Raw genomic sequence first — 23,599 nt, 5'->3', positions numbered from 1 at the left:
CCGCAGGGCTCCCCAAAAAAGGTTATTAAAATGGATTCATTTGGAATATTTACAACTGACGGCGAAACAATCGCAGGCACGATGCGTGACGATTACGCTGTAAACCTCGCGGAAAGGCTTGACGAGAGTTCGGCGTCTTTGTATATAAGTACAAAAAACAGGACTCTCCTGATGGGAACGGCTCTAAACGTGCAGAAGAAGGGGAGGAGACCTGACACATTCATCTACCTTGAAAAAAGGGACCTCACAGGAAGCCTCTACAGGGGATTTGATCCGGACTTCATCAGAAAATTCTATGACAGGGCTGAAGAAAGGCTCTCAGGGACAGGCTATGAAACCGTAAACCCACCCGGAAAAGAGATTAAAACCTCCGGTTTTAACGAATTCATGAATTCAGGAACCGCCGACTACGCAGCAGGAAGACTTCTCCTGTCAAAAAACGTTGTATGCATAGGGGAAAACCTTTCGTCATCGTTTGACTTCGTTGTCGCTGTCTCCGGAAAAATTATTCCATATATCTCTTCAGGTTACACGTTTGCCGTCTCAAAACGCCCTTTTCACGGTGCAGACCTTCTTGTAGCCGAAAAATATCCCGGAAAAAGGGACATAGACCTCAGGACAGGTGCAGTCGAAGACAAAAAATGGGAAAGTATCTACAAAAGCATCGGAATATTTGCGCAAAACCCTCAGGTCATAAGAAGAGTTTCAGGCGCCCAGACAAAAAAAGATACCCTAAACAGACTGTTATACGAGTTTAAAACATGCAACAGGCGCTCACCTGAAAAGATGCACCTCTTTTCTGACTTTGTCTCGGAAGAAAATATCGGTGCAGCATTACCAAAAGAGGAATCGTTTTCACCGTCATCATATGACTCCGTTACCAAAAACAGACAAAAAAGGCCTGACGAATCCGAATACTCCAAATGGAAAGTAAACGACTACGACAGGGAAAGCCTGATGCTCGAATATGAAGAGCATATGGAGAACAGAAAAAAAAGGATTGTCAGGATTATTTCCCTGTCTGTTGCCGCGACAATCATACTTGCAGCCGTATTTGCGGTTTTTTTATACCAGAACGGCTTTTTTGATTCCGGCAGGACCAGCCCCGGAACAATTACTCATATAACGCCTTCTGCAACAATACCCATGAACACGACGCAGACGGTTGAAATAATCCGCCTCAACTCGACTCCCGGAAACACCCCCAAAGGGTATTCGGGCTTCGGGAGCGCCTATGAGATAACGGTAACGCAGCCCGGAAACGTATCCTTTGAGCTTACTGCCGAACACACGCCCGGAAAAGAGTACTTCCTGATGGAGTACAACCAGTCCGGATATTTATGGAGCCAGGTAAACTCAACACCTGAAATCTCGGATGCTTCGGCGACCGCATTCATTAATAATTCCGGTATATACCGCCTGTTTATTAAAAAAGAAGTGAACCGGACGGCATAAAGGACAGAAAAAAACCTAAACAGAATATACCTGATAACAGGCCCCGCAATAAGGACAAACCCTTCCCGGAACATAAAAACCCGGAGGCAATCCGCGATGAAAAATATCCCCCTGAATAAAAAAATACCGGCATTAATCTTTCTTCTTCTCCTGTTATATCTTGCAGCTCCGGTCTTATCAGAAACAGGGAAAGGGAGCATATCAATATCCTCAAACCCAAAAGGCGCCGACATTTACTTAAACGACGAATACATCAACAAGACCGACCAGGTTATCACGGGCGTTTTTCCGGGCATCCACTACGTCCGCCTTGAAATGGACGGCTACAAAACCTGGGAAAAAATATTTGAGGTAAAAGAAGGGCAGACTACAATACTCAGCCACGACATGGAGGCTTCGACAGGAGGTGCATTTTCAGTCACAACAAAACCCAAAAGGGCAAAGATTTACATTGACGGCGATTACTACGGGACATCGGACACCGTACTCTACAACGTCCCGACAGGTCAGCATACTTTTCTGCTGACACTTGAAAACTACACCGACTACCAGAAAACTGTCACAATCAACGAGGATATGTCGCAGTCCCTCGTCCACACCTTCGAGCCACTGCCGACGAAGGGACGAATCGTATTCGAATCCGGGCCTTCGGGTGCAAAAATCTACCTTAACGGCGAGTACGTTGGCGATACGAAAAAGACTCTTGACGAAACCGAACCCGGGACATACAATGTCACTATCAAAAAGGAAGGCTATGACGACTGGGAGGGAATCGTCGATGTCGAGGCAAGAAAAATTTCTGAAGTCAATGTAATTTTAAACCTTTCAAAGGTTTCATTCTCGGTTTCAACCACTCCGGCAGGTGCAAAGGTCTACCTTGACGAAGAAAACATCGGGGAAAGTCCTGTTACGGTTTCGGCCGTACAGGGCCCGCACAATTTATCAGTCGAAAAATTCGGGTACGAAAGCGTTGAAGACCGGGTTTACCTCGGGCCTTTTGGGGCGTCCCTCTCGTACACCCTTGTCTCTATGGCACCTGAAGCGATAGAAAAAGCCGAAGATGCAGTCACTGCAAACGCGGAGTATAATCCCGAAAGGGCCCGGAATCTTCTTGAAAAATCAAAGGAGAGCTATAACAGCGGGAACTCCGAGGCTGCAATCGGCTATGCCAAAGAATCGATTGAGGCGGCGTACGACGTTGACTCCGACGGGGTGAAAAATCAGGACGACATCTCCCCGAACATCAACAATATTGTAATCTACATATCACCACTCTTCATTCTCGCAGTTTTCATCTTTTTCATTGCAGGAGATGTCGTAAAACACAGGGTTTCATCCGGGATAAAAATCGAGATTATAAGACCGCCTGAAAACGAAAAGAAGGGATATGCAGGTGAAAGGGCATACGTTACGGCTGACATAAAAGGGCCGTACAAAGCCTTCGTATGCACGGTCTATATAGACGGGGAGCCCGTCGAGCACTTTACTGAAGCGGGCAGGCATAATATAAACATTTCAGGCAGAAGTTTCGGGGCTCACCTTATCTCCGTCCACCTCCAGGCCATAAAGGAAAGATACGGCAAATACGAGGACAAAACCGAGGAGACCTTCACAATTGAGCCTTTAAAACACACTGACGAAGAACAGGGTCCGGAAATAACGCCCGGCTCTTCAGACCCGGGCAGTCCTGAAGAAAAGGATGAAGAATGACAGGCTTTAAAGATCAGAAAAACAGATTTTGTTTAAAATAAAAGATAAAAAAATGTTTCATCCCGGTTACTTTAGTTACAATACATCAAGATATTCCCCCGAGTATTTCCCGTCCGGCCTGATAATAAGAGCTTGCCCGGAATTTTCAAAAAAACTTCCGCCCGGGTGCCCGGCTGTCCAGTCAAGGTTCAGCCAGTATTTTTTTCTCCCGTTCTCTGTCGAGACATGAAAGCAGTAGTCCGCCATGCCGTACCTTTTGCGAAGCGAGTCAGTCATAACCTTAAGCGTATCAGGATTGTCAGCTATGTAAACTTCGGCATATGCATGACCGGATTCACCGTTTTCGGCAATAATTATACGTGAAGAGCCTCCTATACCCTCGACAAGAGACCCCATAAGAATGGCAAAGTCATCACAGTCACCTTTCATAGTCTTAACCGAATCGCTTGCAGGTGACATGTACTCAAACCCGTTTGGATCGTTTACATAAACCCAGTATTTGTACATGTAATCATAAACGTCGCACACCTGCTGAAGGTTGTAGTTTCCACCGTGCTGCTGTCCAATCATGCCAAGGGCAGCATTCCTCAGGTCAGGGTCGGTATAGTCCATCGCTTCGGATACATGTCCCGCCAGGTCGCCGTCAGTATAATGTGTAAATGAAAACGAAGCGGAACTGCCGTTTTCAGACGTTCCCCCCGGGTATATCACAATTACGGATACTACCATAAAAGCGGTAAATATTGCGAAAGTGGCTATTATGCGAAGATACCTTTTCTTTGCCAGAAATCCGCTTATATAGTAGATTCCGAAAATTACGGCTACAAAAAATAAAATGCTTAATATTGTTTCTGTTGCAGGCGTCATTGAATAACCAGATCTCCCCTCTTTTTCTTTGCCCCTACGGGGCAAAAAAACAGATTAAATAATATATTTTAATTATGAACACAGGTTTTTTTAAACCGGCCTTTTAACTGACAGAGAATATCCATCGTTATTAAAAATAAAATTTTATAATATAAAAAAATTGTCGGAGATTCCTGCCTTAAAAATCCGGTATAAACATAATCGCGCAAAATTCTGCCAACAGTTTTTCATTAACTTTATAAAAAATCTCTCTGCTGCAAAACATATTTCCACGAGCGTATTGAATAATATAAAAAGTATATATATAATTGAAATAGATCATATAAAAGAGAGATAATGACAACTTCATATGAAAAACTTATCACCTCCGTTGCAGTGGTCCTTCTCGTAATTCTCATAGTATTCCCCGTATTTTCAATACTTATGTATTCATCAGCGGAAACTACGTTCGGCACATCCTACAGCGGATATGTGGATATTTACAAGGCTGAAAACATCACTCCTCCACACCTGGAGCTTAACCGCATAGAGACATATGACGACTACCTGAGAAATGTTCCCAACGCGACCGGAAATTACCTTTTCGGGTCAGATAACCCGGAATATTCATCAAACATACCCATAGGAATGGCAAAACTAGGGAATTATTCCGTATACCTCTTTGACAGGGGGGATTACATCCACGCAGTCGAAACCGACGGTACGAGCTCAAGAGAATATAATATAAGCCCCGTGACTGTCGCCGAGAGGATAACGCCCGTAGTTGACAGGAAAACAGGAATTCCGGAAGAAAATCTTACAAAAGGCTACTCCATAAACAGGTTGTACCTGCTTGCACCCGGGAAATATGACATAAACGCAACCTATCTCGACTTCGTTACTGTTCAAAGGGATGACATGATAAGAATTTTCGGGCAGAACGCTGTCACAGACCACACTGCAGCCCGTTTTTACGGCAACTACGCAGGAAATATAATAACAGTCGTTGACAAAAGCACTACTGAACATTCACCATGGCTTGTGCTGAAAGAATCAACGAAGACAAACTTCGGCTCGGGAAGTATGTCAGGTGAGTACTCGCTCGGTGAAAAATACATCATTCCGTCGGTACCCTTCAGCGCCACCTTTACCACTCAGTCGGGAGTAAACTACGGCCCTTACGGGGATACAGGCGAATCTTCGCATTCTGACAGTTTCTTAAGCTCATCCCTGGGAGTCATCGGATTTCTGGTATACCTGTTTGCCATCTATGCATGTTCTTTCAGAATATACAAATATTTTTTCAGGGACAAAAATGGCGGTGAAATCAATAAATAGAAAATAAACATGAAATATCCTTTTTTTAACAGAGCCATATCCGGCAGCAGGAATGGCGGCAAAACACGGACTTCTCCCGGGAAAACACCCTAAGTTTAACGGATACAAAAAACGGATTTAATTCATTTTTTCTTATTTCTTTTCAAACCTGTATCCACCCCCGTGAAGCGCCGTTTCAAACCTTGAACCTTCTCCCTCTTTTCCTGTCTCCGTTATCGCAATCTTTGTTATTGAAAGTATTTCCAATACTAAAAATAGGCCCAGGCCTGTGTTTTTTCCGAAAGCCCAGTTCGTCAGGCTGCCCCCGTGGCGGACCGGGTTTTCTATAAGGCTATAAAAGACCTTTAAAAGGAGCATGCCAGCGTATATTTCAAGGTTTTGCGGGATATCTTCATCCGGTTCTATACCTGACACTCTCCGGCCAGGAGATTTTCAGGCTTTATTTTCCAAACAAACAGGCAGAGCAAAAAAATAAATTTGGACTTTTCTGCTCTAACCACGAGATCCTAATTTCAAAAAAAACTGAAACATCTATATACCACAAAGGCCGATTAACATAATTAAATTAACAAAAACAGGATTGATCCGGATGAAAAGGATAATAGCATTTATTATAATTGCCGCACTGATCACCGCAGTTACTGCGGTCGATGCAAAAAACAGCGGCAATTCGGCGGGAAGCCAGCAAAACAGTGCTGCTGCACTGGCCTCAGACAACAGACCGGCTGTAATAAGCGATAAATACACAAACATTTCCCAGGCAAACAGGTCATCAGCACCAAACGCAGCTGCCGCTGCCCCAGGTAAAGCAAACGAATCCTTAGGACAGAGCAACAAAACGTCAAAAAACCTGACTTCCTACAGGGAACAACAATTGGAGATCAAAGAACAGATTAAACTTATGCAGAACGAATCCGCCAATGTTTCAGGTTCAGAGACAAATAACAGGTTTAAAAACCAGAACACTGTCAGAACTGCTGTTTTAACGCTTCTTCTTGCAGGAAATATATCAGGAGGCATAGGAAGCCAGATCTCATCCATTGCAGAGGAGTTCAACAATTCCCTTGCTGCCCAGTACAATGCCGAGGAGAAAATACAGAACAGGGACTCAGTGTCAAGATTTTTATTCGGGGGAGACAGTGATTCGGCCGGATACATCCGGGAAAAAGCTGCCGGGAACATGGAGAGAATACAAAACCTGAACACAGTTTTAAACGACTGTGACTGTGATGAAGAGCTTAAGGAAATGATTGAGGCCCAGATAAAAGTTCTTGAACAGGAACAGAACAGGCTGCAGGAGATGTCAGCCGCTGAAGCAGAGGACAGGGGTCTGTTCGGCGGAATATTCGGCTGATTAAATAATTTACACTCTTTTTATAGGAAACTATTATCCTCAATTAATACTAATTCAGAAATTGCTATGGGAATATTACAAATAATCAAAGAAGCCATCCTTCCCAAAAAGGAGGAACCAATAAAGACAGTCAGCCCGAAACCGGAGAATGTTAAACAGCGGGAAGAAACTTCAAAAAAATCCGGGCCTGATAAAGCGGTAAAAGTAACGGTAAAAAGAGATTACAGCAAATACATTGAAGAGCTTATCTCGGATGCAGGCTACCGGGACTATACTCCCGCCGGAAATCCCGACGCTGTCTGCCCGTCATGCAAAAAAAGCCTTGAAAGCTTTCCGCAGAAAAAGATGCCATGCCCGTACTGCAATGCAGATATCTTTGTCAGGACAAGGACTTCTGACAAGAAAAAGATCCTTTTAAACGAAGAACAGCTTGAAGAATTTGACAGGCAGAGAACTCTTGATTCCGGGAAATATGACACAAAGATGAAGAATCTTGCGGAGAAAATGGAGAAGTATTCTGAGACGGGAGGCTGGGTATTCCTGTCCGCACTTGACGAAAAAGACTCTCCGGAAGTCGTGAAACTACATGGCAGGGTCATAAAATCCGGAAGCGAAGAGGAGACAGAGGCGCTTAAACTTCTTGCAAGGCCGGATTCACGGGCAAGGACTAAGACATGGTTCAACGACCCGGAAAAAGACACTGACCTTAAAGAATACGAAATACAAAGAAAGGAATGGCTCGACAAATATCAATAATCTTTTTTTCTGAAAAAGAGACAGCAAAGATTATAAAAGTCGGTGGAACCGGACAATCGCCCGGTTTTCCACTAGTTTATCCTTTTCAGTAAAAGGTTCAGTGAACATTTCGACAAAATCCCAGAACTCAGGGAAGAACATGGAGCTGTCATATGAAGGGTCAGAGGATATCTCTTCAATAAGTATAGTGTTGAAGCTGCCTATTAAATCGAAAGAAATGCGTCAGTAATTAATTTTAGACACTACCCGGAAGAGACCCGAATACTATATCGCTAAACTTTAGTCACACAAAAAGTCTAAAATCATCTTGTATTAATAATAATCACAATAGCAACCGATGGTGAAACGATAACGATAAGCCATGAGACACGGATGAAACTTTCCAGATTGCGGAAGGTCGGCCAGTCCTACGATTCCCTGTCAAATATGGCAGATCAGGTATTAGAAACACCAGGTGATGAAAACTGGGATGTAAAAAAAATAATTGCAGATTGCAAAGTGGCTGATAAATCCACAAAGAAGTATCACTTCTTCGATGAGGTCTTTGGGGATGTATGATATCATTTTCAGCGATGACGCACTGAAATACATATCAAACATTCCTAAAAAATACAGACTCCACAAAAAGAAATAATTTTGTTATGCCCCGGAGAATATCTTAAGAAATCAAATAGAAGATGCAATAAAAAATTTCTGAAGGGGTCAAATCCAAAAACTTACCGCCTCTATATATCAATGGCCACACATTTTTTATTGGATTGATGAAGAAAACCAATTTGTCAAAATTGTAAAAGCAATGGGTATTAATCAGGCTCATAACAGATACAAAAGATCTTAATTTTTCGTGCATTCCTGTTATCCTGTGCCGGTTTAGCTCCACACTGTCCGCCTCCGACCATAAAATCTTTCTGCCTGCCTTTGTTCGTGAACCGGGACACATCAGCACTTTTAATTTCCATAATTTGGGACAAAGGCTAAACCCCATATAAAATTTAAACAGTTCTCTTAAACGTCTTGCCTGTGCGGTGCGAAAGTAAGAAACAAAAACATTTAACGTCCTGAACTTTTCAATAATCAAATATGGGGGAAGAAACAACAAAGAAAGATCTATTAAAATCATTTAAGAAATCAATTCAATTAAAATTATATCATCCATTAAAAAAACATCGTTTTATTTGGCTAATATATATTTCAGCGGTTTTCATGATATCATTTACCACTTATATGTTTCTTATGTTATTGTGTAATCTTTTTTTACAAACTAATGAAAATTTGTCTCAGAATAGAATATTCTTTGATGGAAACAGCATCTATTTTTCTCCATTCTCCTTTGCACTTGGAATAACACTTTCAATTATGTTTTCAACAATTACAGTATATTTCAATCAAGATGAAATAAAAAGACTTGATTATGTCAATGCTTTAAAAACATTATTAAAAGAAATTGAAAATAATAAGAATCAATTAAATAAATTCATTCCTATTGTTAATTCACGATTTGATGAATATAAATTGACAAAAAAATGGAATTGGATGCCAAAACAATTTTCTGATACTGATTGGAATGAGGGAAATAACTTTCACTATAAATATTTTAGTACAACTGCATATTTTTATTTTGTAAATCTAAGATACATATTACTCAACCAATATTTTTCAATACCAAAAGGAGCTATTGCAAATATCTACGAACTAAGTAAAGATTTCAATGTTAATCTTCAAAAAATTGAAAATCTGATAAATAATTTTGATTTTTACAAAGAAAGAGGAATTATTGATTCACAATTAAATGCTTTTTTTGTGAAAGTGTTTGGTCAAGCAAAGACCTTTAGCAAACCAGAAGAAATTATGGAGTTTCTTAAAACAGAATTTTATAATTATTACGCTCAAGATTTTGAAGATGCTCAGCTTCTAAGAGAAAAAGGAATTATGATATTTAGTTTTCCTCCAAACCATGGTTTATACAAAAATTATCAAACTATCTATGATAGTTTTTGTGAATATTATGACTTTGATAAGGAGATATGGCAAACAGAAGAAGAAAACAAAATTAAAAAAGAGAAAGAATAAAAAAAATTTAAGCCAACAATTTTTTAAAGATACAATCAGCCCCTACAATTACAAGACCTAAATCATATATTTCTTTTATAGTCCACTCAGCCGCCCTGGGTTCTCTATGAATTATGATCTCCTTAAGTTCGGATTCTTCAGCCGGTGTTAGTACATCTATGTGATATTTACCTAAAAGATATTTCAGCCGTTTCATAATCAGAAACTAATCCCATATTACAAAAATAGCGGGTTGCACAGCAGCCTGTTAACCACCTTTCAAAGTAAGAGTAACCTTTTTGGAACCTTCAGTTTATGGTCTATTAAACTGACATTAAGTCCGGTAAATTATGTGTATAAATACACATTCATACACATAGGAGAAAAGAGAAATGGAAAAGAGAGAAAAACGAAAAAGAAAGCCAATTCAGGATTTACGAAAAAGAAAGGACATTACAATTAGCCCTGAAAATTTTGAGTATATCAGGAATAAAGGGCTTAACTTGTCCCGATTTACAGATAACGCTTTAAATGAGCTTAGAAATAAAACAAACAACAATCTAGTCTTTATTTTACAAAACAACGAAGGAAATGGACTCGGGGCGATTCGAACGCCCGATCTCCGCCGTGTGAAGGCGACGTCATAACCAGCTAGACCACAAGTCCACGGTTTAATCTATCCCTACTTTGTATAAATTTCCAGAATATTAATGGTTTTGAAACATCGCAAAAATAACCACCATAATAAACAGAAAAAAAGATTATTTCAGCCCGGTTTCCTGCACAATCCTCACTATTTTACCACACTATTTTACCAGGTGACTGTTTTTTTAAATCTTTTACTTAAAATAATTCACTTATACTGCAAATCTTTTACGAATCACGAACCCAAAACAAAAAAATTCTTGCAACTGACACAAACGCTATATCAGATTACTCTTATTGTATTAGCTTACGACTTATGCCAAAGCCCGATACACTTCTGAAAGACACACTCGCAGGACACGAATTATCCGAAGAAGAGGCCCTTTCTTTACTCAAAACAAAAGGAAGCAGCGTATTCAAAATTGCAAAGGCTGCCGACGACCTCTGCACTGAAAAATGCGGGAATACAGTGACATACGTAAGAAACCAGAACATAAACGTCACGAACCACTGCATAAACTCATGCGGTTTCTGCGGGTTCTGCAAAAAAGACGGCGAAGAAGGGACCTATTTTTACACAGAAGACATCATCAGGGAAAAAGCCAAAGAAGCACACAGGATCGGGATAATGACTACGGCAACGATAATGTACGGCCATGTCGAAAGCCAAAAAGACGTAGTCTCTCACCTGAAGATACTAAAGGACATACAGTCTGAAACAGGCGGCTTTACGGAATTCGTCCCTCTTTCATTCGTCCACTACAACACTCCGCTTTACAAAAGCGGAGTTGCAAGGGCTGGTGCCACAGGAAGAGAAGACCTTCTTATGTACGCCGTATCCCGTCTCTACCTACATAATTTTGACAATATCCAGGTGTCCCGGGTAAAGCACGGCACAAAATTCGCCCAGCTGGCACTTATCGCAGGTGCAAACGACATCGGCGGGACAATGTTCGAGGAGTCGATATCAAAGGGGGCCGGTGCCGTGAACACAGATTACCTTGACCCGAAAGAGATGGAAAGAATCGTTTCGGATGCAGAAAAGACACTTGTGCAGAGAAACACGAAATACGAGATCATCCAAAACAGCTGACATTCCCTGAAAGTGTTTCCGCAAAAACTCCCAAGACTGCTTAAAAATTTATAAAAACTCTGTTTTAATTAATTTGCCGTCTCGGCAAAGAATTTTACCGATCAAATATTATATTTAATAACAATGGATTCACGCCAGAAAGCAATACTTCTCATTACGTCCCTTGGGTCGTTTCTGACACCCTTTATGGGCTCTTCAATAAATATTGCAATCACCCAGATAGGGCTTGAATTCACAAGCAATGCCATACTTCTGGCATGGGTTCCGACTTCATATCTTCTTGTAGCCTCGATTTTTATAGTCCCTATGGGGCGGCTTGCGGATATGAAAGGCCGGGCCCCCATGTTTCTGGCCGGAATTGTAATATATACGATAGGGTCTCTTCTGTGCACCCTGGTGCCTTCGGTTGAGTATCTTATAATGTGCCGCTTTGTCCAGGGGTTCGGCGCCGCGATGATATTCGGGACCGCAATCGCCATTATTACAAGGGTAATACCCCCCGAGCACAGGGGGACCGCTCTCGGGATAAACGTTGCATTCGTCTATTCGGGACTCACGCTCGGTCCTTTCATAGGCGGGTTTATTACAGAGTTTCTGGGCTGGAGGAGCATATTCTATGCAAATGCCATAATAGGTATCATCGTCTTCGTCTCGGGAATGAAATACCTGAGATTCGAAGAAATAAAGGACAACGAAGCAAAATTTGACCTTACAGGTTCAGTCCTTTACGCCCTGATGATCCTTTTCGTGATGGTAGGATTCCAGGAGATGCCCGACACTTCAGGGTTTATACTCTTCGCACTCTCGGCACTCTCCTTCATCGGGTTTGTCATACGCGAAAACAGGACGAAATATCCTGTCTTCCAGATATCTCTCTTTACAAAGAACAGGGTTTTTGCGTTCTCAAACCTGGCTGCATTCATAAACTACAGTGCAACTTTTGCGATAAGTTTTCTTTTAAGCATTTACCTGCAGACAATAGAGGGATTCGACTCGTTTACGGCCGGGACCATCCTTATCGCACAGCCGATTCTTCAGACTGTGCTCTCTCCTCTTACAGGAAAACTTTCGGACAAATACGACTCGGCTATTCTTTCGACATCCGGAATGGTTATAATAACTGCAGGACTTATGATGTTCGCATTCCTGAAACCGTCCACGTCGGTCTTTTTAATCATAATAAACCTTGCAATTCTCGGGACAGGGTATGCACTCTTCTCCTCTCCGAACACGCACGCCGTCATGAACAGCGTCGACGAGAGAAAATACGGTGTCGCTTCAGGTGTACTCGGGACGATGAGGATGTGCGGTATGATGTCGTCTATGGGAATATCCATGCTTGCATTCTCTCTTACCATAGGAGAGGAAGTGCTTGCAGAAGCAGATGTCTCCTCCCTGATGCATGCAATAAATCTGGCATTCGCCATATTCGTAGTCCTCTGCATAATAGGAACATTCGCTTCATACATCAGAAACCCTAAAAAAGATGTCTGACCTAACCCATTTTTACCTATTTTAGCTTAAATAAAAACGATTATGATATTCTGACCGGCAGAAATCCGCCAGGAAAATTCCAGATTTCCCTTAACGGCAGATATATGAATTATGCCGGACATTCTAAAAATCAATAATAAGGGGGAAAAATAAAACGTATCATGATATAATCTATTACCCGGTATTCGGGCTGCCTGCAATTGCGGTGGCAGGAATTACAACGCTTTCGTTTCTTATTGCAACTTTTCTTATAGTTATGTTAAACAGGAGAGGATACCACAAAATACCTATGAAATGGCATTTCCGCCTGGGAAAGTTTACGGTCCTGCTGGCGCTTTTTCATGGCTTACTTGGAGTGATCCTCTTCCTTTAAATTATAAAACTATGGTTCCGCTTCCCTTTGCAACACTGTGTTTGAAATCAGGGTCGTCCCTGTCAGCTATTGCCCATATAAAATCCACCGTTTCTCCTTCTTCTATGACGGAGTCATAAGTGTCTTTGGTATCAAGATACCTTGAAAATTCAACGGTAGTTTTTCCGCCTGACTCTGAAACTGTATAGTTGAGGACACTAAACTCTCCACCTTGTTTTGTGTCATCGGGATGGGGGCCAAAACGCCCTGTTGAGTACATGTCATGGATACTCCCCAAATCGCCGTCCATGTACCCGAGATAAATGTCTGCGTCCTTCATAACAGATGTCGGATTAAATCCGACCGCAACCCAGCCTTTCGAATCCCCGGTCATTTTGAAATATACTATATCTTCGTTAATACTCCATTTCATTGAAAAACTTCCGTCTTCGGACTCAAATTCATTTACATATTCCGAATCAGGCAACAGAGAAACACTGCTTTGAACGGATGAAGTCTGTGAAACGTTCTGTCCGGTCAAATCACCACCAGAATTTTCTGATTCAGTACATCCTGAAATGAACAGTAGTGCAGTCAGTGATAAAAGAACCAGAAATGCCGTAAACCCCCTCTTCATAGATACATCAGAAGACAGAACTGAAATATAATACTTGCGGATATGAAAACCCCCAGCCGGAAATAAAAAGCTTTTTGGACAGGATTTTATTGAATAAAGCACTTAAAGAAAAGAAAATATACGTTTTTCATTCACTGTACCATACAGGAACATCCGACTCAAACCCGTCATGATCACTATAAACTCTTTTCACTCTCTCCCACGAAAGTTCCGTCTGATCTGGTGAACCCGTCTTCAGCGAATACCAGTGCGACCATAATATATCAGGTATTATCATCGCTGCAACATAGAAGGCGTATTTCTTCCAGAATTCTGAAGAGGGGCGCCCACTGTTGTAGCCGTCAACCTGCCCCCTCGCAAACGGGACGCTTACCTGCGTCGTGAAATATCCGGCCTTCAAAAAATCGTATACTGGGTCTCCCCAGCCGTACCTGTTGAAATCCACGATTCCACTTAATTTTTTGTCAGTTACGATGAGGTTTCCGGGATGGTAATCCCCGTGAAGAAAAGACTGCCTTTTGCAGTTCATGCAGCTTTCATTTTCCAGAAGGTAGCCTGAAAGCCTGTCAATATCTATGATACCGGTTTTTATACCGGACTCTTTAAATGCGTCCCATTTTTTCTTCATTTTTTCAGACTGGTGCTCATACCAGCCGTCTGTACCTGCGGGTGCATCAACCCCGTGAATTTTTGAAAGTTCTCTTCCGGCACTGCAGCCGAGGTCGTACTGGACATCTCCGGAAAGTTTTGGTAACGACTCCTCGCCGTCGTCACCTGAAATATAGTCAAGAAGCATATAACAGAAGCTTTCGTCACCGGACACCCCAAAATAATAAGTTTTAGGAACAAGGGATGAGACAGAAGATACTCTTTTTATCACCTCAAACTCGGCCTTTTTCTTATCCAAAATCCCGGCTTCCGATAAAGGGCTTATTCTAAGGATATATTTTTTCCCGCTGTCTCCGAAGACAAGATATTTTTTATCAAACGAAAAACCCTTTTCTATTCTTTCGACGCCTTTGCAGCCTGTAAAAGCAAAAATCGTATCCTCAATTTCCCGTAACTGCTCCATTACATTTCAATCCGCAAGAATTTTTTGGAAAAATTAATGGGATTTAAGAAATAATAAAATTGCTTCACTCTGGAATTTTTCTTTAAATCAGATTTTAGATTATTTTTCCCCATGTTTTTGGAAAAAGGCAGGATATTGCTGTAATTAAGCAATTCCTTAATTGGCCTAATATGTTATTTAATCATATAATAATATTATATAAGAGTATAATATATTAGATTAATAGTGAAATTTACTTTTCAATTTGAAATTTTATATGTGGGTTATGTCCTGAATACAGGAAATAACAGCATTTTTGCGTGCTTTATAACACTAAAAAAGTAGTTTGAAAAAAATATGGCAGAAACGACAGATAATCCCCGGATTAAGGTTCAGGTCAGAAAAAAAGGAGAAAAAAAAGGGATAGCAATGATAACCTTACAGGAAAATCCCTTTCCTCTCCCCTGACCTTTACGGTATGGCAAAGAAAGCCCTGTTCGTAAAGGGTCTTTTAATTGGGGGTCGTCTTTCCTTTTCAGTATTAACCCAGGATTATAGTGTTCGTTGCTGGTATTCCCGGCCTCTCGGATGTAGCTGTTTGTTCCGATGGGGGGAGAACGGCAATTATTGATGTAACCGCCCTTTTCTACATTTGATCTCTTTTCAAATTTTTAATCTCTCAGACTATTGTTTTTCAGGCCGGCTTCTTCTTTGCCGAAATTACACTGGTAATTCCAAAGAATAACCTGCCGTTTTTTCTGTAATTTCCGGATTAAAGTATCCTTACGGCCTTAACTTAAAACTTTCAGGATACTGGTTTGCACCACTTAAAACTTCGGGCATAAGGGGGCCTATGTCCGGGCGTCTTCTAGCATAGTGGTTTGCTTTAGAGTCTCTGACCGGGGATACCGCAATTTGTTTTTATTTTCAAGCATTATGGCCTCGGATAAATCATAGCGGTTTTTTGATAAAACTTCCGATATTTTTGGTTTTTTTAGTTTTCAATGGTTTTTCCCGAAAATTTTTCAGAAGTCTGGTTTTTCAGTTTAACCGAATTCGTCTTCATGGGCCTTTAAACACTGATTCACTGTTACTCTTTTATAGCCTGATACCCCGTCCTGAAAACTCCTTTTTTAGTCATTTCGGTTACCAGGTCAGGATAAATTTTTTGTATTACTGTGTATTTTATGTAATACTTAAAATGCATAAATACTTTTTGGTATTACTTGGTATTCCTGAATATTACAAATTATAATACAATAATATGTTGTAATACAGTAGCAAATGGCAAAACCATTAGAGAAAAAACACTACAAAATGGTTACTACCAGAATGCCTCCAAATCTAGTTGAAAAACTGGAACAAATAAGTTACGAAAACCGGACTGACCGTTCCACAGAAATAATAAGGGCCTGCGAGGAATATACGGAAAGGTTCTTTTCTAATCAGGCAACAGGCGTTGCAGAATCTTCAGCCAAATACACCACACAAGACTATAAAAAAGCTGAAAATGACAATGAACTAAGGGCCGAGATCTTAAAAAACACTGACAATCCCCTGATAAAACTAATACTTATAGAACTGGAACAGAGAAGCAAAAAAGCATAAAAACCGATAAATTTCTTTTGTTTGAAAAAAAGATGTCTTTTTGATATTCTCGTTTTAACAAATATTATGTAGATTCCCGCAAAAATTTGGTATATATTAAGCATAATCAAAAACCTGTTGATATAATTCATAGGAACTACAATTAAAATAAACTCAGATGAGAAAAATACCATTTATATATACTATTTCGAGAGATTTGACGTATTCATACAGTACACTCATTTTAGACTTTTGTCGTCAAACCAATCATTCAGTAATTTTTGTTCTCCGAAATCTCTTATTTCTTTTCGGTATTCATCAATCGCTGCTGGATAGCTCGCTTTTTCGGCTTTTGCATCAGTCCAATTTTTAATATATTTTTCTTTAATATTTTTCACTACAACATCTAATTTTTCACCCTGACAAAGTAATCTTATTCTGTCGTTACCTATTTTTTGAAATAACTGATATTTAATGCCGTACTTAATTATGCCCTGAAGTCTTTGCTTTATGAATTTTCTTTTATCATCTCCTGAAATCCCCATAGAAATTTTTTTACACATGATTTTTTCTATGTCTAAAATACTGATAATCTTCGGATCTTCTTTATCTAACTGATAATTGTTATTATAGCATTCACTTATTATGAGAATAATGATTTGTCTGAATTTATGCGTGGTAATACAGCATGACAAATCAAATCTTGACCTAGCTTCACTATTTCCAAATCCTTTAAGAAGAAATTCAGTAAGAATTTTATTATCATGTTTATGATTATGATATAACTGAATTACATTGGAATGAGGTTTGTAAACCCACAATTTTGTATTGTATTTACCTTTGTTTTTTTTATCAGTTAATGATTTTAGAATTTTATCACTATCTATGTCATATACTGCAGCTACATATTCAAATCTAGATGGATCAAGCTTGATATCAACTATTTCAGATAAATAATCAATGTTTTTTAAAACATTCTGCTTTGAATTTTCTATTTCCTCTAGTATCTTATTTGCTTTATCAACAGAACTTTTACATTCAATAAAAATGCAACGATTCTCTTTTTCATTATATAAAAAGAGATCAAAACTTTTGTCTCCTAATTCTTGAGAGGCAAATTCAAAATCATAAGATGCTAATTCAATTAATGGCTCTGCAAAATAAAATTCATAGCCAGAATTTTGGGATAATCTAGTCTGCGCAAATCCTTTCACACAGAGTTTCATTAACTCATGATGATTTGTATCAGTCTGAATCTCTTCAGACAAATCTTCTCTTTTTGACGGAAGAAAATATTCTTTTTTTCTTTTCTTTATTTCTTCAAGTTTTGCTTTAATATGTTTTGGTGCCCTTTTATAAAACTCCTGATATGTCTCAGTTGGATAAGGAATTTCATTTTTTGTGATATATATCACCCAGTTATAGCAGAATTATCAATATTTTCGAGAATAAACTCATAAAAGCGTATTGATGAGCCGATATCTGTTTCATCAACAGGGAAGATATCTATCCTGTTTCCAATCATAGAAATATCAAATTTTGTTCCTGAATAATTGTCAATTAATCTTGCTGTGAACAAAAGTGAACCTGATATCAATACACTTTCCAAGAGAGTAAAATTCCACTCTTCACTATTAAATGATTTACAGATTTTTGGCATACTGCCAATATCTATATTTCTAGAAATTATTACCGACCAAGGTTTCTGCAAAGCATGCCTAAACTGCTTATTTTTTCCAATATTGAATATTTTGTATTCTGATTCGTTTATTGCATTCTTCACAGTAATTATTTTTTCAATGATATAATCCAATATTTTAAAAATTTCATCAAATCTTCCATCATTTAATGTAATAATACCCTTATTATCTATTTTAAAATGTACACCATTTGGAAGCTTAATCTCTAAGATTTTAGGCAATACCCCGTAGTAATATTCCAGTTCTTCAAGCGTTTTTTTACCATCAAGACCACGGTAAATTATACTCCTACTTATTTCCGGACGAATTTCAGCTTTAATATCAGTACTTGTTCCTCTCCTTGCTGAAAAATATGTAATCATCATTTTTTCATACTTTCCAGACAGATCGTCCTTTATTTCTTTCATTGTACAGGGTGAGATCCAAAGATTAGAAATATTCCTTTCATGATTTATGTATTTGAATAAAACATCAGGAATTTCCTTAGATTTCTTTGCAGTCGTTATGAAAAGAGAGATATTTGTTGATTCATCATAAAAAACATAAAATACTACTCTGTCTCCACCCAACTCTTTAGAAATATACAGCAATTTACCAAATCCACCATCAACTCTAAAACCTGCATCATCTAAACTTTTAAAAAACTCTTCAGCAGACCTGAAAGTAGAAATTGCTGGTATAATATGGACATTATTGAAATCAGATTCTGTTTTTCTTTTTAGTTCAAGAATCCTTGCAATGTCCCAGATTTTTTTAATATTTTGATTATTTAAGCCTGGTAGAACATCTTTCATGCTTTATCTCTCATTAGAATTATTTTGGTATATATATCTGCCTATTCTTTGAAAGAGCATCTTTTACGATTCATTTGTTTTTTCAAGATATATTTTGATCTTTATGGTATAGCTGTATTTATTATGCTATAAGATCATGATTCAAATTCACCCTATGAAAAATCACCTGTAGCATTAATACCAGTTGAGCGGGTGAAGTGAAAGTGAGAAAAAGGTTAATTTATCTTTCATCAGGAGATTAGAATTACTTTTTAATTCAGAGTCAACCGTTATTGCATTCCGGTATACAATGAATATCTCCGTCAGCTGTTGAATAAATCTTTTTAGCTGCAGCAACAGCATCTTTACAGCTGCTAAACTCTCCAAGATATGTAGAACTTACAACAAGCTTTAACCAAGAGCAACCTTCTTTATGCACTTCGTGATTGCCCTGATTGTCGGTATTATCATTTACGTAGTACTTTGTCAATTAAATTTCCCCCTTTTAATTTATAGAGATCACAACTCAAACTGTGAAATCTATGAGAAATAGACTTTTTTGTATAATATATCTTTGCACGAACAAAGTAAATGGCTAATATCCAATGAATTTAAAAAAAACATCACAGAAATAGATAAAATCTGAACTTTACGTGAAGTGCACCGACCGGGAATTGAACCCGAGCTATTGGCTTGGAAGGCCAAAGTCATACCACTAGACCATCGGTGCAAATCTTTTGCAAAGCAGGACTTCCCGGAACACTCAAAACAAAAGTGTTTCTGACTGCCTGTGCCATACTATTTTGCCGTTTCATGTTATTAAGAATATTGATTAAGTTCTCAAAGACTATACGCACTTACTATAAACGAAAACCATAACCCATACAAAAAAACGGCAATAAAGCCAAAAAAACAGGCATAATCCGGATTTTATCAGCAGACTCTCATTTCAGGCAGTTATTTTTCACCTGCCTGTAAACATCTCCGAATACTTCGCAGTCCGCCCGGCGCATACAGGACGCACATACGAGATTTCGTCATCCCCGCACATCATACACAAAGGCTTCGCCTTTTCGTAATCCATATTTCCGGATTCGTCAAAATACGCGTCGTCAGCTTCAAGGTGCTCGATTTTTCCGATTACAATCGAATACTTATCCCTTTTGATCTCCTCCTTAAGGCTGCACTCGATCCATGAAATACAGCCCTCTATTCCGGGAGGAGAAACGCAGTGTGATTTTTTCGGCTTTAATTTCGCTTCGCAGAACTCGTCCGTTTCCGGCGGGAAGTTCTTTGAGCACACCATAACCTCCTCTATCATAGACGAAGGGACGACATTCACGACGAATTCACCCGTATCACGGATATTGTCAAGAGTGTCGCGTTTAATCCATGACGCAATCATAATCTCGTCAAGAGGCCTTAAAATCGGTGTGACATTCCCCCAGGGCGCTGCATTAAGAATTCCGTCCTTTGATACAGTCGAGATAAGGACAACAGGCATGCAGAGCACATTCTCTCTCATGTAGGGCTTAAGCTGCATAGCGGAGAATATAGAGTGTATCTGCAATAAGTATTATGAATTTTAAAAAGAGTAACAACGAGACCCGAAAAAATGATTTTGGGATTTTCAGGCTTTATTTAGTAGCCGCGAAGCTCGGACTCGATTTTTTCGAGTGCTGCAACACGCCTTTCAAGTGAAGGGTGGGTTGCAAGAAGCTCGGTTAAGCTCTTTCCGGAAATAGCCGGGATAATGTAGAATGCATTTGCACCCTCTATCTCCTGCTTCTTTTTTGCCGGAACGTATTCCATTTTTCCGCTTATCTTTTTCAAAGCCGATATCAGAGCCTGCGGGTTACCCGTAATCATCGCACTTCCCCTGTCTGCCGCAAACTCACGGTAACGCGAGAGCATAAGCATAAGAAGAGTCGAGACAATCCACACGAATATCGAGACAATCCAGATGACAATCCATGCACCGTTGTTGTTCCTTCCGTCAAAAAGGTTCATGATAAGTGCATTCTGCATCACCATGGATGCAATCATCGCAATAAAGCTTGCAACCGTCATCGTGAGGATATCACGGTTCTTGACGTGCGAAAGCTCGTGTGCAAGAACCGCCTCAAGCTCCTCCCTGTTAAGGGTATTCATAATCGAGTCCGTAACCGCGACAACAGCATGGCTCGGGCTTCTTCCTGTCGCAAACGCATTAGGGACAGGGGACGGCATAACAGCTATTTTCGGTTTGGGGAGTCCTGCCTCATTGCAGAGCTTCTCTATTATGGCATGAAGCTGCGGCTCCTCGTCCTCTGCAACAATTCTTGAGCGGGTGCTTGCCAGGACAAGCTTGTCCGAGAAGAAATACTGCGAAAAGGCAAAAAGAAAAGCCAGCGCTATCAGGAATATAAAATATCCCGGAAAAAAATAATTTAAAACGCCTATAAAGAACAGGTATACTGCAAGGATCAAGACCCATGTGAGAAAGACACGTCCTGTCAGTCCCCAGTCTCTCTTCCACTTACCTATCATGATACCTGATATATTAGAAAGACATCGCTTAAATATATCCTGCCACCCGCACAGTTTCCCGCATGAAAAGAGTACAGAAAGGAAACAAAATCAGTCATGTTATACCTAAAAAGACCAGATAAATATTCCGGATAAAAAATGACACTTGACGAAGTGACTATAAGCAGAGCGATTCTGTCAGAGCAGAGCAGAATAATGCTGGAATACCTCGATTCCGACTGCACAATAGTAGGCGGCGGCCCGTCGGGCATAACCTGCGCGGCGCTCCTTGCAGAGGAAGGCATAAAGGTAGGGCTTGTAGAGAAAAAGCTTTCAATCGGAGGCGGAATGTGGGGCGGCGGCATGATGTTTCCAAGAATAGTCGTCCAGAAAGAGGCACTGCGCCTTTTGGATCACTTCAATATAGGTTACAGGGAGTTTGAAGAGGGCTATTATGTCGCATCCTCGATAGAGGCCGTAGCAAAGATACTTTCAGCGGCCTGCGATGCAGGCGTACAGATATTCAACCTCACGACGGTCGAGGACGTTGTCGTAAAAGATGCGGGAGCAGTAGAGGGTCTCGTCATAAACTGGGCTCCCGTTGAAATGACAAAACTCCACGTAGATCCCCTGATGATGCACTCGAAGGTGACAGTCGATGCAACCGGTCACGACTCTGTTATAGCGCACATGGTCAAAAACAAAGGCGGAAAACTCGAGATAAAGGGAGAAGGGTTTATGTGGGCCGAAAAAGCCGAATCTAACATCCTTATGCACACAAAAGAGGTGTTCCCCGGCCTTATTGTCACAGGAATGGCTGCAAACGCTGTCGGCGGCGAGAACAGGATGGGGCCCGTATTCGGCGGAATGCTTCTTTCCGGCGAAAAGGCGGCGGGACTTGCAAAGAAAAAGATTAAAGCCTGATAAAATACAGCCCCCAATACAACTCTTTTTGGTATTATATCATTTTAACCTTAAAAGTCCGGACACTTCCGGCCGGAAAAACTGTAAAAGTGCAGCAGTCAGGTTCCATAAAAAAATGATTAATATTTGATCAAGAATCGAAATATTTTATAGATACATTTCAGACTATTCATACATGGAGGAAGATGACTCTCCGGAAAGGATAGGTGACGTAGCTTACGGGATCTTTGAGATAATTCTCAACAGGGAACTTAAAAGACGCGGCAGATATCTCTTTGAACGGGTAAAAGACAGAGAAGATTTCCTTGAAGACTTCAAAAGCATCTTCCTTGAATTTTCCAGGGAGTACAAAATGCTTGCAGATGCCCTTTTGGAGGACTTCAGCGGGCCCGGTGATATTTACAGCAATATACAGAACGGCGAAGGTGTAATCCCTTCAAAAACTACCAGAATGTACTGGATAGTTCAGGACGCTCCCGATTTCAGCCAGAGTCCCGAAGACGACGAAAAAGGTGGGAAATGGCTGATTTTTGCCGATAAAACTAATTCTGACGAGATTTGGGAAAAAATAAGGGATGCGACCATCGAAAAGAGACTCGGCATATCAGCCAAAGTCTCCACAGCAAAGCAGGACAAAAAGGAAGGTGACGAAAAAACGGTCATATACGTAAATACACGCGACTGGGAGGACAAAGAAGACGTCATGAGAATAAGAGAAAACCTAAGGGAAATGGGAATTGAACAGCGCATAGGATACAAAAGAAATCTCGAGACTTTCCACGGGGAATACTCGGACGGTGGAAAGAAAGTAACCTATTATAGTGCATAAAACCTAAAAAAACAACAATTTATCCATTTTTGTCCGTGCAGCCAAAAGTATGAAAAGACTCTTCACGTTTTAAGATATCAGACAAATGACAAAAAATCAAAAAAAAGCTATAAGCAGCATAAAAAACCGCCTTTTGAACTGGATAACTTTCCCTTTCTGCCCTGGCGGGAACAGGGGAACAAAAAAATATTATGCTTTTCTTTCCTTGTTTTTCGGGCGGAGATTGTCCGAACCGCACTTGCGGCAGGTTGTTGCACGTTTCGGGTTTCTTGCGTTGCACTTCATGCAGACTTTTACATCAAGCAGCCTTGCTTCTGCCTCTGGGAATCTTGCCATATTTGTATACCCCTGATAAATCTAATTTCAGTTCTATATACAATGCTGTCTGCGGTATTAACATTTTTGGAAAACAACAGGCAGACAAAAAAATTACCGGTGATAGACCGGAGTAAAAAAACACATTAAAAAGAGTTTCTTCGTCCAAAAAAGTTTTTTAAG

General features: G+C 40.1%; 24 protein-coding genes and 2 tRNA genes. 13 read left to right on the top strand and 13 right to left on the bottom strand.

Going from position 1 to position 23,599, the window contains the following annotated elements:
- The first annotated feature begins 30 nt into the window (after positions 1-30).
- Together J2128_RS06700 and J2128_RS06695 are read left to right on the top strand one after the other, a co-directional pair.
- A complete protein-coding gene (locus J2128_RS06700; RefSeq protein ID WP_209690378.1) occupies positions 31-1,455 on the top strand; it encodes a hypothetical protein in 1,425 nt (474 codons plus the stop codon).
- A gap of 96 nt (positions 1,456-1,551) precedes the next feature.
- The gene (locus J2128_RS06695; protein ID WP_209690377.1) at positions 1,552-3,165 is read left to right on the top strand and encodes a PEGA domain-containing protein; all 1,614 of its coding nucleotides are present in this window, start codon (positions 1,552-1,554) and stop codon (positions 3,163-3,165) included.
- Between the two features lie 75 nt (positions 3,166-3,240).
- On the opposite strand, the gene J2128_RS06690 is transcribed toward J2128_RS06695, so the two are convergent.
- The gene (locus tag J2128_RS06690; RefSeq protein ID WP_209690376.1) at positions 3,241-4,032 is read right to left on the bottom strand and encodes a transglutaminase-like domain-containing protein; all 792 of its coding nucleotides are present in this window, start codon (positions 4,030-4,032) and stop codon (positions 3,241-3,243) included.
- 336 nt (positions 4,033-4,368) lie between these two features.
- On the opposite strand from J2128_RS06690, the gene J2128_RS06685 reads away from it, so the two are divergent.
- On the top strand, positions 4,369-5,349 hold the full coding sequence (locus tag J2128_RS06685; protein WP_209690375.1) for a hypothetical protein: 981 nt from the start codon (positions 4,369-4,371) through the stop codon (positions 5,347-5,349).
- Positions 5,350-5,481: 132 nt separating this feature from the next.
- On the opposite strand, the gene J2128_RS06680 is transcribed toward J2128_RS06685, so the two are convergent.
- Positions 5,482-5,763, bottom strand: coding sequence for a hypothetical protein (locus J2128_RS06680; RefSeq protein WP_209690374.1), 282 nt, complete (start codon positions 5,761-5,763; stop codon positions 5,482-5,484).
- A gap of 175 nt (positions 5,764-5,938) precedes the next feature.
- Here J2128_RS06680 and J2128_RS06675 point away from each other — a divergent pair, with 175 nt between their 5' ends.
- The 4 genes from J2128_RS06675 to J2128_RS06660 all read left to right on the top strand — a co-directional run bounded on the left by J2128_RS06675 (position 5,939) and on the right by J2128_RS06660 (position 9,529).
- Positions 5,939-6,703 carry a hypothetical protein gene (locus tag J2128_RS06675; protein WP_209690373.1) on the top strand — a complete coding sequence of 255 codons (765 nt, stop codon included), beginning with the start codon at positions 5,939-5,941 and terminating at the stop codon, positions 6,701-6,703.
- Positions 6,704-6,769: 66 nt separating this feature from the next.
- Positions 6,770-7,459, top strand: a complete 690-nt coding sequence (locus J2128_RS06670; protein ID WP_209690372.1) for a hypothetical protein — start codon at positions 6,770-6,772, stop codon at positions 7,457-7,459.
- A 372-nt stretch (positions 7,460-7,831) separates the two neighbouring features.
- Positions 7,832-8,017 carry a hypothetical protein gene (locus tag J2128_RS06665; RefSeq protein ID WP_209690371.1) on the top strand — a complete coding sequence of 62 codons (186 nt, stop codon included), beginning with the start codon at positions 7,832-7,834 and terminating at the stop codon, positions 8,015-8,017.
- A 522-nt stretch (positions 8,018-8,539) separates the two neighbouring features.
- Positions 8,540-9,529, top strand: a complete 990-nt coding sequence (locus J2128_RS06660; RefSeq protein ID WP_209690370.1) for a hypothetical protein — start codon at positions 8,540-8,542, stop codon at positions 9,527-9,529.
- Between the two features lie 7 nt (positions 9,530-9,536).
- On the opposite strand, the gene J2128_RS06655 is transcribed toward J2128_RS06660, so the two are convergent.
- Positions 9,537-9,725 carry a hypothetical protein gene (locus J2128_RS06655; RefSeq protein WP_209690369.1) on the bottom strand — a complete coding sequence of 63 codons (189 nt, stop codon included), beginning with the start codon at positions 9,723-9,725 and terminating at the stop codon, positions 9,537-9,539.
- A 375-nt stretch (positions 9,726-10,100) separates the two neighbouring features.
- Positions 10,101-10,174 (bottom strand) — tRNA-Val (locus J2128_RS06650).
- A 295-nt stretch (positions 10,175-10,469) separates the two neighbouring features.
- On the opposite strand from J2128_RS06650, the gene J2128_RS06645 reads away from it, so the two are divergent.
- The 3 genes from J2128_RS06645 to J2128_RS06635 all read left to right on the top strand — a co-directional run bounded on the left by J2128_RS06645 (position 10,470) and on the right by J2128_RS06635 (position 13,113).
- Entirely contained in the window at positions 10,470-11,246 is a 777-nt protein-coding gene (locus J2128_RS06645; protein ID WP_209690368.1) for a hypothetical protein, read from the top strand.
- A 123-nt stretch (positions 11,247-11,369) separates the two neighbouring features.
- Positions 11,370-12,740, top strand: coding sequence for an MFS transporter (locus J2128_RS06640; RefSeq protein WP_209690367.1), 1,371 nt, complete (start codon positions 11,370-11,372; stop codon positions 12,738-12,740).
- A gap of 205 nt (positions 12,741-12,945) precedes the next feature.
- Positions 12,946-13,113, top strand: a complete 168-nt coding sequence (locus tag J2128_RS06635) for a hypothetical protein (RefSeq protein ID WP_209690366.1) — start codon at positions 12,946-12,948, stop codon at positions 13,111-13,113.
- A gap of 1 nt (position 13,114) precedes the next feature.
- Here J2128_RS06635 and J2128_RS06630 read toward each other — a convergent pair whose 3' ends face one another.
- Both J2128_RS06630 and J2128_RS06625 read right to left on the bottom strand, forming a co-directional pair.
- Complete coding sequence (locus J2128_RS06630) at positions 13,115-13,729, bottom strand: DOMON domain-containing protein (RefSeq protein WP_209690365.1); 615 nt, start codon at positions 13,727-13,729, stop codon at positions 13,115-13,117.
- 127 nt (positions 13,730-13,856) lie between these two features.
- The gene (locus J2128_RS06625) at positions 13,857-14,801 is read right to left on the bottom strand and encodes a phosphotransferase family protein (RefSeq protein WP_209690364.1); all 945 of its coding nucleotides are present in this window, start codon (positions 14,799-14,801) and stop codon (positions 13,857-13,859) included.
- A 1,263-nt stretch (positions 14,802-16,064) separates the two neighbouring features.
- Between J2128_RS06625 and J2128_RS06620 the strand changes: the two genes are divergently transcribed.
- Positions 16,065-16,388: a hypothetical protein gene (locus J2128_RS06620; protein ID WP_209690363.1), complete on the top strand. Its 324-nt coding sequence runs from the start codon at positions 16,065-16,067 to the stop codon at positions 16,386-16,388.
- Between the two features lie 218 nt (positions 16,389-16,606).
- Here the strand turns inward: J2128_RS06620 and J2128_RS06615 are convergent, their stop codons facing one another.
- The 6 genes from J2128_RS06615 to htpX form a co-directional block, all read right to left on the bottom strand.
- A complete protein-coding gene (locus J2128_RS06615) occupies positions 16,607-17,782 on the bottom strand; it encodes a hypothetical protein (protein WP_209690362.1) in 1,176 nt (391 codons plus the stop codon).
- A complete protein-coding gene (locus J2128_RS06610) occupies positions 17,779-18,861 on the bottom strand; it encodes a hypothetical protein (RefSeq protein WP_209690361.1) in 1,083 nt (360 codons plus the stop codon). Before J2128_RS06610 ends, J2128_RS06615 begins: the two co-directional genes overlap by 4 nt.
- A 262-nt stretch (positions 18,862-19,123) precedes the next feature.
- Positions 19,124-19,330, bottom strand: a complete 207-nt coding sequence (locus J2128_RS06605) for a hypothetical protein (protein WP_209690360.1) — start codon at positions 19,328-19,330, stop codon at positions 19,124-19,126.
- Between the two features lie 169 nt (positions 19,331-19,499).
- Positions 19,500-19,570, bottom strand: a tRNA-Gly gene (locus J2128_RS06600).
- Between the two features lie 234 nt (positions 19,571-19,804).
- Positions 19,805-20,383, bottom strand: a complete 579-nt coding sequence (locus J2128_RS06595; RefSeq protein WP_209690359.1) for a flavin reductase family protein — start codon at positions 20,381-20,383, stop codon at positions 19,805-19,807.
- A gap of 98 nt (positions 20,384-20,481) precedes the next feature.
- A complete protein-coding gene (gene htpX / locus J2128_RS06590; protein WP_209690358.1) occupies positions 20,482-21,369 on the bottom strand; it encodes a zinc metalloprotease HtpX in 888 nt (295 codons plus the stop codon).
- 138 nt (positions 21,370-21,507) lie between these two features.
- On the opposite strand from htpX, the gene J2128_RS06585 reads away from it, so the two are divergent.
- Both J2128_RS06585 and J2128_RS06580 read left to right on the top strand, forming a co-directional pair.
- Positions 21,508-22,272 (top strand): sulfide-dependent adenosine diphosphate thiazole synthase, encoded by a 765-nt coding sequence (locus tag J2128_RS06585; RefSeq protein ID WP_209690357.1) that lies wholly within the window; start codon positions 21,508-21,510, stop codon positions 22,270-22,272.
- A 175-nt stretch (positions 22,273-22,447) separates the two neighbouring features.
- Entirely contained in the window at positions 22,448-23,101 is a 654-nt protein-coding gene (locus tag J2128_RS06580) for a putative phosphothreonine lyase domain-containg protein (RefSeq protein ID WP_209690356.1), read from the top strand.
- Between the two features lie 189 nt (positions 23,102-23,290).
- Here the strand turns inward: J2128_RS06580 and J2128_RS06575 are convergent, their stop codons facing one another.
- On the bottom strand, positions 23,291-23,437 hold the full coding sequence (locus tag J2128_RS06575; protein ID WP_209690355.1) for a 50S ribosomal protein L40e: 147 nt from the start codon (positions 23,435-23,437) through the stop codon (positions 23,291-23,293).
- Positions 23,438-23,599: the final 162 nt, after the last annotated feature.

This window comes from Methanomicrobium sp. W14 (assembly GCF_017875315.1).
Lineage (GTDB): Archaea > Halobacteriota > Methanomicrobia > Methanomicrobiales > Methanomicrobiaceae > Methanomicrobium.
The sequence above is the reverse complement of the archived record's forward strand: the minus strand, read 5'-3'. Positions and strand labels throughout refer to the sequence as shown.